This window comes from Curtobacterium pusillum, from assembly GCF_013359865.1.
GTDB classification, from domain to species: domain Bacteria; phylum Actinomycetota; class Actinomycetes; order Actinomycetales; family Microbacteriaceae; genus Curtobacterium; species Curtobacterium pusillum.
The window spans coordinates 1-10,579 of record NZ_JABMCE010000030.1 but is presented as its reverse complement, the minus strand read 5'-3'; the positions used below and the strand labels follow the sequence as shown (position 1 = coordinate 10,579).

General features: G+C 70.5%; 10 protein-coding genes. 6 read left to right on the top strand and 4 right to left on the bottom strand.

The genetic code is table 11. The features are described 5' to 3' along the window. From HP507_RS00645 to HP507_RS00635, 3 genes are all read right to left on the bottom strand, one after another. Positions 1 to 465, bottom strand: a 465-nt coding sequence (locus HP507_RS00645; RefSeq protein WP_338085222.1) for a biotin/lipoyl-containing protein, incomplete at its 3' end; no start/stop codon positions are given. A gap of 49 nt (positions 466 to 514) precedes the next feature. Further along, on the bottom strand, positions 515 to 1,888 hold the full coding sequence (gene lpdA / locus HP507_RS00640; protein ID WP_175349952.1) for a dihydrolipoyl dehydrogenase: 1,374 nt from the start codon (positions 1,886 to 1,888) through the stop codon (positions 515 to 517). A 154-nt stretch (positions 1,889 to 2,042) separates the two neighbouring features. Beyond that, complete coding sequence (locus tag HP507_RS00635) at positions 2,043 to 3,524, bottom strand: leucyl aminopeptidase (protein ID WP_175349951.1); 1,482 nt, start codon at positions 3,522 to 3,524, stop codon at positions 2,043 to 2,045. A gap of 84 nt (positions 3,525 to 3,608) precedes the next feature. On the opposite strand from HP507_RS00635, the gene HP507_RS00630 reads away from it, so the two are divergent. From HP507_RS00630 to HP507_RS00610, 5 genes are all read left to right on the top strand, one after another. Continuing rightward, positions 3,609 to 4,532, top strand: a complete 924-nt coding sequence (locus HP507_RS00630; protein ID WP_376984249.1) for a proteasome assembly chaperone family protein — start codon at positions 3,609 to 3,611, stop codon at positions 4,530 to 4,532. Positions 4,533 to 4,661: 129 nt separating this feature from the next. After that, on the top strand, positions 4,662 to 5,987 hold the full coding sequence (locus HP507_RS00625; protein WP_175349949.1) for an MFS transporter: 1,326 nt from the start codon (positions 4,662 to 4,664) through the stop codon (positions 5,985 to 5,987). Positions 5,988 to 6,179: 192 nt separating this feature from the next. After that, the gene (locus tag HP507_RS00620) at positions 6,180 to 7,460 is read left to right on the top strand and encodes an RNA polymerase sigma factor (protein WP_175349948.1); all 1,281 of its coding nucleotides are present in this window, start codon (positions 6,180 to 6,182) and stop codon (positions 7,458 to 7,460) included. Positions 7,461 to 7,464: 4 nt separating this feature from the next. Continuing rightward, complete coding sequence (locus HP507_RS00615; protein WP_175349947.1) at positions 7,465 to 8,727, top strand: MurT ligase domain-containing protein; 1,263 nt, start codon at positions 7,465 to 7,467, stop codon at positions 8,725 to 8,727. After that, positions 8,724 to 9,497, top strand: a complete 774-nt coding sequence (locus HP507_RS00610; protein ID WP_175349946.1) for a type 1 glutamine amidotransferase — start codon at positions 8,724 to 8,726, stop codon at positions 9,495 to 9,497. The genes HP507_RS00615 and HP507_RS00610 overlap by 4 nt, the downstream gene beginning before the upstream one ends. A gap of 81 nt (positions 9,498 to 9,578) precedes the next feature. Here the strand turns inward: HP507_RS00610 and HP507_RS00605 are convergent, their stop codons facing one another. Continuing rightward, the gene (locus HP507_RS00605; protein ID WP_175349945.1) at positions 9,579 to 9,803 is read right to left on the bottom strand and encodes a DUF7455 domain-containing protein; all 225 of its coding nucleotides are present in this window, start codon (positions 9,801 to 9,803) and stop codon (positions 9,579 to 9,581) included. Between the two features lie 168 nt (positions 9,804 to 9,971). Here HP507_RS00605 and HP507_RS00600 point away from each other — a divergent pair. Further along, the coding region (locus HP507_RS00600) for an ATP-binding protein (RefSeq protein ID WP_338085220.1) at positions 9,972 to 10,579 on the top strand (608 nt) is incomplete at its 3' end.

Genomic DNA, 10,579 nt, shown 5'->3' with positions numbered 1-10,579 from the left:
GACCGGAGCGGCCTGGGGGACCGGCGCGGCAGCGGGGGGAGCGGACGGAGCCTGCGGCGCCGCGGGCTGCGTCTGTCCGGCGGGGGCCGGCTCGGGCTCGGTGGGCTCCGGAGCCGGGGTCTCGGACTCCTGCTCGGTGCTCGGTGCGGCCTCGGGCTCCTCGGCGTCGGCAGCAGCTTCGTTCGACGACTCGGACGACTCGGACGAGCCCCCGTCGGACGAGCCGGAGCCGTCGCCGATCTTCACCAGCGCGGTGCCGACCTCGACGGTCTCGTCCTCCTGCACGAGGATCTCCTCCACGACGCCGGCGATCGGCGACGGGATCTCGGTGTCGACCTTGTCGGTCGAGACCTCGAGCAGCGGCTCGTCGACCTCGACCCGGTCACCGACGTTCTTCAGCCATCGGGTCACCGTGCCCTCGGTGACGCTCTCGCCGAGCGCCGGGAGGTTGACGGATTCGCTCATCGGGTGGACTCCTCTTCGCGGGGGTGGTTCGTGGTGGTGGTCATGGTGTTCACAGTGCGTGCAGCGGCTTGCCCGCGAGGTGCAGGAACGCCTCGCCCAGCGCTTCGTTCTGCGTCGGGTGCGCGTGGATGAGCGGGGCGACGTCCTCCGGGTAGGCCTCCCAGTTCACGGCGAGCTGTGCTTCGCCGATGAGCTCGCCGACCCGGGCACCGATCATGCTGACGCCCACGACGGGACCGTCGACGACGCGGACGACCTTGATCGAACCCGAGGTGCCGATGATGTGGCTCCTGCCGTTGCCGGCGAGGTTGTACTCGTACGAGTCCACCTTGTCGGCGCCGTACTGCTCCTCGGCCTTGGCCTGCGAGAGCCCGACGGACGCGACCTCGGGGTCGGAGTACGTGATCTTCGGGATGTTCTTGTCCTCGATGACCACCGGGTTCAGACCGGCGATCTCCTCGGCGACGAAGATGCCCTGCTGGAAGCCACGGTGCGCGAGCTGCAGGCCCGGGACGATGTCGCCGACGGCGTACACGTTCGGGAGGTTCGTGGCGAGGCGCTCGTTCGTGGTGACGAACCCGCGGTCCATGGCCACGCCGACCTCGTCGAAGCCGACGTTCTGCGTGACGGGGCCACGGCCGACCGCGACGAGGAGGATGTCGCCGTCGAAGGTCTTGCCGTCCTCGAGGGTGACGACGACGCCGTTCTCGTGCTGCTCGACGCCCTGGAACCGGACACCGAGCGAGAACTCGATGCCGCGCTTGCGGAACGCGCGCTCGAGCTGCTTCGACATCGACTCGTCCTCGGCGGGGACGAGGTGGGGGAGCGCCTCGACGATCGTCACCTCGGCACCGAAGGACTTCCAGACGCTGGCGAACTCGACGCCGATGACGCCGCCGCCGAGGATGACGACCTTGTTCGGCACGTAGTCCATGCGGAGCGCCGTCTCGGAGGTGATCACGCGACCGCCGATCTCGAGACCCGGCAGCGACTTCGAGTACGAACCCGTCGCGAGGACGATGTTCTTCCCGGTCACGCTCTGGTCGCCGACCTGCACGGTGTTCTGCGAGGTGAGGCGGCCCCAGCCCTCGACGACGGTGATGCCGCGAGCCTTGATGAGGCCCTGGAGCCCCTTGTACTTCGAGCTGATGACGCCCTGCTGGTACTCGATGACCTTCGGGACCTCGACGCCGGCGAACTCGGCGATGACGCCGTACTTCTCGGCGTCGCGGGTGCCGTCGGCGATCTCGGCCGCGTGCAGCAGCGCCTTCGTCGGGATGCAGCCGCGGTGCAGACACGTCCCCCCGAGCTTGTCTCCCTCGATGAGCGCGACGCTCATGCCGAGCTCGGCGGCCCGGAGCGCAGCGGCGTACCCACCACTGCCGCCACCGAGGACCACGACGTCGTAAGTCTGTTCCGTCACCTGGTGCAACTCCCTCGTGCGTGTCGGGACCGGTCGGGCCCCACTGGACACCGCGGTGGCGGCGTCCGACGGTCGGACCGCGTGGTTCCGGTCCCGTCCCGTTGGTTTCCGACGGGGGCACGCCGAGCGCACTTCCCCGCCGGAGTCAAACCTACTACTTGGCCTGGAGCTCTTCTGCGAGCGCGATGAGCGTGCGGACCATGACGCCGGTCGCGCCCTTGCCGAGCCATCCGTACCCGCCGCCCTTGTTCTCCGACGGGCCGGCGATGTCGAGGTGCGCCCACGGGATGCCCTCGCCGACGAAGCGCTCGAGGAACTTCCCGGCGAGCAGCATGCCGCCCGCCGGGTTGCCCACGGTCGCGTTCACCATGTCGGCGATCTCGGAGGCCAGTCGGGCATCGAGCTCCTCGGGGAGCGGCATCGGCCAGATCGGCTCCGCCACCGACTCGGCGACCGCACGGACCTGGGCGACGAGGTCGTCGCTGCCCATGAGCCCAGTCGTCCGGTCGCCGAGCGCGACGACCTGTGCGCCGGTGAGCGTCGCGACGTCGACGATGGCGTCGGGCTGCTCGAGCGACGCCGCTGCCATGCCGTCGCCCAGGACGAGCCGGCCCTCGGCGTCGGTGTTCGTGACCTCGACGGTCTTGCCGTTCTTCATCGTGAGGACGTCGCCGGGGCGGGTCGCGGACCCGGACGGCATGTTCTCGGCGAGGCAGAGCCATGCCGTGACCTTCGTCTCAAGTCCGAGGCGAGCGGCGGCGACGGTCGCGGCGAGCACGGTGGCCGCACCGGTCATGTCGGTCTTCATCCCGAGCATCGAGCCGGCGGGCTTGAGCGAGAGGCCGCCCGAGTCGAACGTGATGCCCTTGCCGACGAGTGCGAGGTGCTTCGTCGCGCCGGCGGGCTCGTACCGCACGACCACCAGGCGCGGCGGACGCTCGGAGCCGCGGCCGACGCCGAGGATGCCGCCGAAGCCCTGCTCCGACAGGGCCGTCTCGTCCAGCACCTCGACGCGCAGGGGGAGGCCCTCGGCCTGCGCGACCGCGACGTCGGCGACGTCGGCCGGGCCGAGGTCACCGGCGGCCGTGTTCACGAGGTCGCGGACGAGCGTGGCGGCGTCGGCGACGATCGCCGGCCGCACGGTGGCGTCGTCGGCGACGGAAGCGGGGGAGACGACCTGCACGGCCTGATCGCCCCGCGCCGGGCCGGTCGTCCCGGTGCCCTTGTGCCGCGTGAACGAGTAGGCGCCGAGTGCGGCGCCCTCGAGTGCGGCGTCGACGAGCTCGGCCGAGTCGGTCGGCAGCGCGAGTGCGATGGAGGCGACCGTGGGCAGCTGGCGCACGGCACTGCCGGCGGCGGAGCGGACCGCTGCGGCGTCGGTGCCGCTGCCGAGTCCGACGAGGGCGATCCCGGTCGCGGCGACCCCGGTGCCGGGCAGGCGGACGAGCTGGTCCTTGGCGCCGGTCGCACCGATCGAGGCGAGGTCGAGGTCCGCCAGCGCGTCGACCGCCCCGGCGGCGCTCGGCGCCAGCGTCGCGGGTCCGCCGTCCGTTCCGGGCCGGACGCCGACGACGAGGACGTCGGCGGTGACGGTGGCGGGGCTGGAAGTGGTGGTGGAGAGCGTCGGTCGGACCATGCGTCAACCCTATCCAGCAGGTGTTCGCTGTCGGCGTGGTCGCTGCGCAGGGGGGACCGGGACGCCCCGCCTAGCATGGGGACGGTGAACCACCCCGAGGAGCTCTACACCTTCGCCGAGGACGCGCCGACCGTGCCCGAGGGGCTGCACCTGGTCGCCGGACTGACCGGTTTCGCCGATGCCGGGGCGGCCGTGGCGCAGGTCACGACGGCCGTGCTGGGGTCGCTGGAGACCGAACTCGTCGCGGAGTTCGACCCGGACGTGCTGCTCGACTGGCGAGCCCGACGCCCGGTGATCACCTTCGAGCACGACCACATCGCCGCCGTCGAGCCGCCTCGTCTCCGGCTGCACCTCGTGCGCGACGAGATCGGGCAACCGTTCCTGTTCCTCTCCGGGTACGAACCGGACTTCCAGTGGAACCGGTTCGTCCGGGCCGTGACGGACCTCGCCGCGGACCTCCGGGTCGCCGACACCACGTGGGTGCAGTCGATCCCGATGCCGGTCCCGCACACGCGTCCGATCAGCCTGACCGTCTCGGGCACGCGCGCCGACCTCGTCGAGCAGATGAGCGTGTGGAAGCCCGAGACGCAGGCGCCGGCGAACGTCCTGCACCTCGTCGAGCACCGTCTGTCCGAGCTCGGTCGGACGGTCACCGGGCTCGTCCTGCTCGTCCCGCACTACCTCTCGGACACCGAGTTCCCGGACACGGCCGTCGCCGCGCTGTCCGGCATCTCCTCGGCCACCGGCCTCATCTTCCCGTCCGACGAGCTCCGCGAAGAGGGGCGCGAGTTCCGCACGCGCGTCGACGAGCAGGTCGCCGGCAACGAGGAACTGCAGCGGCTCGTCTCGGTCCTCGAGGAGCGCCACGACACGTACATGGAGGGGAACCCGATCGGGTCCCCGCTCACGGGTGTCGACGGGCAGGTCCCGACCGCGGACGCGATCGCGGCCGAGCTCGAGCGCTTCCTGGCGGACCGCCGACCGGACGGCGAAGCGACCACCGACTGAGCCGCGCCGGCGTCCCGGGGGCGAGCCGCGCCTCCCTTCCGGACTGGAGGCGCGACCCGCGTCGCGCACGCATCCTGCGTTCTCCACAGGTGGGCCCGGCGGCGGGGCCGCCCCCGATAGCCTGGTCGGGTGAACTCCCGCCGCGCCTTCCTCGTGTGGGGCGTCGCGGTGCTCGCCTACGTCCTCGCGGTGGTGCAGCGGTCCTCGCTCGGGGTCTCCGGTGTCGACGCGCAGGACCGGTTCGCCGTGTCGGCGGCCGTGCTGTCGACGCTCGCGGTGGTGCAGATCGCGGTGTACGCCGGGCTGCAGATCCCGGTGGGCATCGCTCTCGACCGGGTCGGTCCGCGCAAGCTCGTCCTGCTCGGGGCCGCGCTGCTCGTGGTCGGCCAGGCCGTCGTCGCCGTGTCGCCCACGATCGGGCCGGCGATCGCGGGGCGGGTGCTCGTCGGCGCCGGTGACGCGATGACCTTCATCTCGGTGATCCGCCTCGTGCCGATGTGGTTCAGCGGGCGGATCCTGCCGCAGATCTCGCAGTGGACCGGCAACCTGGGGCAGGTCGGGCAGATCCTGTCGGCGTTCCCGTTCGCCGTGCTGCTGCACTCCGCGGGCTGGACCCCGGCGTTCGGCGTCGCGGCGGCCGCCAGTGCGGTGGGCCTCGTGCTCGCGTTCGTCTTCGTCAGGAACGGGCCGGTCCCGGTCCGCACCGACACGATCCCGCTCCCGCTCCCGCACACCTGGCGCGGCGCGTTCCACACCTTCGGGCACGCGCTCCGGCGTCCGGGCACGCAGCTCGGGTTCTGGTCGCACTACGTGACGCAGTCCTCCGGGACGGTGTTCTCGCTCCTCTGGGGCGTCCCGATGCTGCGCGGACTGGGGTACTCGTCGTCCGAGGCAGCGGGCTTCCTCACCGTCATCGTCGTGACCGGCTTCGTCGTCGGACCGGTCCTCGGCGTGCTCTGCGCCCGCTTCCCGCTGCGCCGATCGAACCTGGTGCTCGCCATCGTGTTCGCCCTCGCCGTGGTGTGGACGGCGATCCTGCTCTGGCCGGGACACCCGCCGACCTGGATCCTGGTCGTGCTCGTCGTGGTGATGGGGATCGGCGGCCCCGGCTCGCTCATCGGGTTCGACTTCGCCCGGTCGTTCAACCCGGTCGGTTCGCTCGGGTCGGCCAACGGCGTGGTGAACGTCGGCGGCTTCCTCGCGGCGTTCGTGATGATGTTCCTCATCGGCACGATCCTCGACATCGCGTCGCAGGCCACCGGCCAGACCGTCTTCGCCTGGGCGAACTTCCGCGTGGCACTCACCGTCCAGTACGTGGTGGTCGGGATCGGCGTCGTCATGCTGCTGCACGCCCGACGCCGCACGCGCCGTGTCCTCCACGCCCAGGACGGAATACGGGTGGCCCCACTGTGGGTTGCACTGGTTGCGCGCCTGCGGAAGCGGAGCGTGCAATAATGAGGTCGGACCCGTTCGGGCCTCCTGTGTCTCGGAGCACTCCAGTGCGCCGCAGAACCCGGGGGACTTGACATGGGTCCTAGTGCTGCCCGGAACGGTAGGACCTGTTGACGCGCGAGTGTGCGGCACAGGCCCTGGGTGGCGAGGGAGGCCACGACCCCACGAACGTGGCACGACGAGAGAGGTGATCGCATGGCTGCCCGGAGCACGACGATCGATCCCACGAAGGACACTGCGCCCGAGGGCACCACGGCGGACGACGCCGCGGAGACCGAGGGGACGGCCGCGCCGAAGAAGCGCGCCACCAAGACCACCGCCAAGAAGGCCGCCACGAAGAAGGCCGCCCCGAAGGCGAAGAAGAAGGCGTCCGACGACGAGGACCTCGACGAGGAGACCCCGGCGGCCGAGGCCGACGTCGACGCGACCGACGACACCGACGCGGCGGACGAGTCCGACGACAAGGACGCCAAGCCGGACGCCGCAGCCGCGGTCGCCGCCGGTGCGCTCGTCATCTCGCAGTCCGACGACGACGAGGCCCCGGTCTACTCGACCACGATCACCGGTGCCACCGCCGACCCGGTGAAGGACTACCTCAAGCAGATCGGCAAGGTCGCGCTCCTCAACGCCGAGCAGGAGGTCGAGCTCGCGATGCGCATCGAGGCCGGTCTGTTCGCCGAGGACAAGCTGCAGCACTCGACGGGCCTGTCGAAGCCGGAGGAGCGCGAGCTCCGCTGGGTCGCCCGTGACGGTCAGCGCGCGAAGTCGCACCTGCTCGGCGCGAACCTCCGTCTGGTCGTCTCGCTGGCCAAGCGCTACACGGGGCGCGGCATGCAGTTCCTGGACCTCATCCAGGAGGGCAACCTCGGTCTGATCCGTGCGGTCGAGAAGTTCGACTACACCAAGGGCTTCAAGTTCTCGACGTACGCGACGTGGTGGATCCGTCAGGCCATCACCCGCGCCATGGCCGACCAGGCGCGCACGATCCGCATCCCGGTCCACATGGTCGAGGTCATCAACAAGCTCGCCCGCGTGCAGCGGCAGATGCTGCAGGACCTCGGTCGCGAACCCACTCCGGAAGAGCTCGCCCGCGAGCTCGACATGACCCCGGAGAAGGTCGTCGAGGTGCAGAAGTACGGCCGCGAGCCGATCTCGCTCCACACCCCGCTGGGTGAGGACGGCGACTCCGAGTTCGGCGACCTGATCGAGGACACCGAGGCGGTCGTGCCGGCCGACGCCGTCGGGTTCACGATGTTGCAGAAGCAGCTCGAGAGCCTGCTGGACTCCCTGTCCGAGCGCGAGGCGGGCGTGATCCGCATGCGCTTCGGCCTGGGTGACGGCCAGCCGAAGACCCTCGACCAGATCGGTGACACCTTCGGCGTGACGCGTGAGCGCATCCGTCAGATCGAGTCGAAGACGATGGCGAAGCTCCGCCACCCGTCGCGGTCGCAGTCGCTGCGCGACTACCTCGAGTAGGCCGATGCGGTTCTTCATCCCGATCCTCATCGGGCGGATCCTCCGCGCCCTCGCCAGAGCGCGGGGCGGGGGGTCTGCCTACCCCGGGTACATCGTCCTGAAGCTGGTGCCGAACTTCCTCCAGCACGTGACGAAGCAGTTCCCGAACGGCGTCGTCTTCGTCCTCGGCTCCAACGGCAAGTCGACGACGACCCACATGATCTCCGACATCGTGCGGGCACACGGGCTCCGCGTGTTCACGAACCCGTCGGGGGCGAACCTGCCGCAGGGGATCGCCTCCGCGCTCCTGTCCGAGGTGTCGCTGACGGGTCGCCTCAAGGCCGACATCGGCATCCTCGAGGTCGACGAGGCCTTCGCGGTCGAGCTCGCCGGCATCCTGTCGCCGTCCACGGTGACGATGCTCAACGTGCAGGTCGACCAGCTGTACCGGTTCTTCGAGACCGAGCGCGTCGCGACGATGATGCTCGACACGGCGGCGCTGTCCTCGGCGAACGTCATCACGAACCACGACGACCAGTTCCTCGACGCGTACTCCGCGGTCGACGGGCAGCGTGTGCTCCGCTTCGGTGCGAGCGACGAGGTCATCGCGGCGGCACCGAACGGTCTCCAGAACGCGGACGACTTCGCGACGAGCGCGGAACGTGCCCGGACGACGGCCGACGCCGAGGTGATCGCGCACACCGGCGACGGTGCGACCATCCGCTTCGACGGCGCCGACATCCCGGTCCGTCTGCCGGCGCGCGGCCTGCACTACGCGGTCGACGCCGCGGCCGCCACCGCGACGGCGAGTGCCGCGCTCGGTGCGCAGTTCCGCGCCGACGCGGTCACGACGGCCTTCGGCACGATGAAGCCCGCGTACGGCCGTGGCGAACGGCTCCCCATCGCCGGCGAGTCCGCCGAGTTCACCATGTTCAAGAACGCCGCGAGCCTCCAGCTCAACCTCGACGCACTGCCGGACCACCCCGAGCAGGTCCTCATGGCGATCGACGAGGGCACGCCGGACATCTCGTGGATCTACGACATCGACTTCTCGAAGCTCGACCACGTCGACGTCGTGTCCGGCGACAAGGCCTGGCAGATCGCGATCGCACTGGAGCACGCCGGTGTCCGCATCGGCCGCGTCGAGCCCGACGTCGAGGCCGCGATCAAGCACATGGAGCAACTCGGCGCCACCACCAGCGGCACGAAGAACTTCATCGTCAACTACGAGATCATGATGATCGCCCGCAAGGCCCTCGGCCACCCGGACATGGAGAAGACCGCATGACGGCCGAACGGCTGACCATCCTGCACGTCTACCCCCGCCAGATGGGTGTGTCGGGTGACCGCGGCAACGTGGCGGCTCTCGTCCGCCGCGCCGCCGCCGCGGACATCGCCACCGAGGTGCTCGAGTACGCGCCGGGCGACGCGCTCCCCACGGCTGCCGACGTCGTCGTGATCGGCAACGGGCCCCTCAGCGCGATGCGGTCCCTGGGCGGCGACGTTGCCCGGATCGGTTCCCCGCTCCGCGAGTTCCATGCCGCAGGCGTCCCGATCGTGGCGGTGGGCGGCGGTTTCGACCTCGCCACGAACGAGGTCGTCCCCACCGACGGCGCCGTCGTCACCGGCTTCGGGGTGTTCGACGCGCGGGCCGTCCGCGGCGCCGAGCGCCGGGTGAACTACTTCGTGCTCGACACGAAGTACCCGCTGCTCCCGGGAGCCCCGGCGCGGCTCGCGGGATTCGAGGACCACGCCACGCGGATCGAACTCGGTGCCGGTGTCCAACCGTTCGCCGACGTCGTCTCCGGCGGCGGCAACCAGGCGGGCGCTCCCGTCGAGGGTGCGATCGCCGGCACGTCGTTCGGCACGCACACCCAGGGTCCGATCCTGCCGCTCAACCCGCAGCTGACCGACGGCGTCCTCGCCGCGGCGACCGCGCGGCTCGGCCGCGAGTACGCGCCGGACCCGGAGCGTACGGCGACGATCGACCGCTACGCGCGCGAGGCGCGGGCGACGATCGACCGCTACGTCGACAAGGCGTTCAAGCGGATCGCCTGAGACGCGACCACACGACGAACGGGAGGCGCGGTGCCAGCTGGCACCGCGCCTCCCGTTCGTCTGCGCTCGTCTTCCGGAACGCTACTTCGACTCGTAGAGTCGGCTGCTCTCGTCGTGCCACTCGATCGCGGTCGCGGCGAGCTTGTCCTTGAACTCCGCGCCGTGGTGAGCGCAGAAGAACAGCTCACCGCTGGCCATGGTGGCCCGGATGTACGCCTGCGCACCGCAGCTGTCGCAGCGGTCAGCAGCAGTGAGCTGGTTGCTGCCGAGTTCGTCGATGGAGAGGTCCTGCACGGTCTGGGTCATTGCTGTGCTCCTCACGGATCGCAGGTGGTGCGGGTTGGTCCACCTATTTCAACACGTGCTGCCTGGGAGTGGCGCATTGTCGGAGGCCCATTTCGCTCACCGCGGATCGGCTGTCCCCAGTCCGAGTGTCCGCGCTCGGGTGTCGGTGCGCCTCGCTAGCATCGGAAGGTGAGCTCCGACTACTCCGCACGCCATCTCTCCGTCCTCGAAGGGCTCGAGGCGGTCCGCAAGCGTCCGGGCATGTACATCGGGTCGACGGACTCCCGCGGCCTCATGCACTGCCTGTGGGAGATCATCGACAACTCCGTGGACGAGGCCCTTGCCGGGCACGGGGACGAGATCGGTGTCGTGCTGCACGCGGACGGCTCCGTCGAGGTCCGGGACACCGCGCGCGGCATCCCGGTCGACGTCGAACCGAAGACCGGACTGACCGGGGTCGAGGTCGTGTTCACCAAGCTCCACGCCGGCGGCAAGTTCGGGTCCGGCTCCTACGCGGCGTCCGGTGGGCTGCACGGCGTCGGTGCCTCGGTCGTCAACGCGCTGTCGGAGCGCCTCGACGTCGAGGTCGACCGCGGCGGCAAGACGTACGCGATGTCGTTCCACCGCGGCGAGCCGGGCACGTTCGACGACGCGAAGGGCGTCGGGCCCGACGCCCCGTTCTCGCCGTTCACCTCGGGCAGTGAACTCCGCGTCGTCGGCAAGGTGAAGAAGGGCGTCACGGGCTCCCGGATCCGGTACTGGGCCGACCGGCAGATCTTCACCGCGGACGCCAAGTT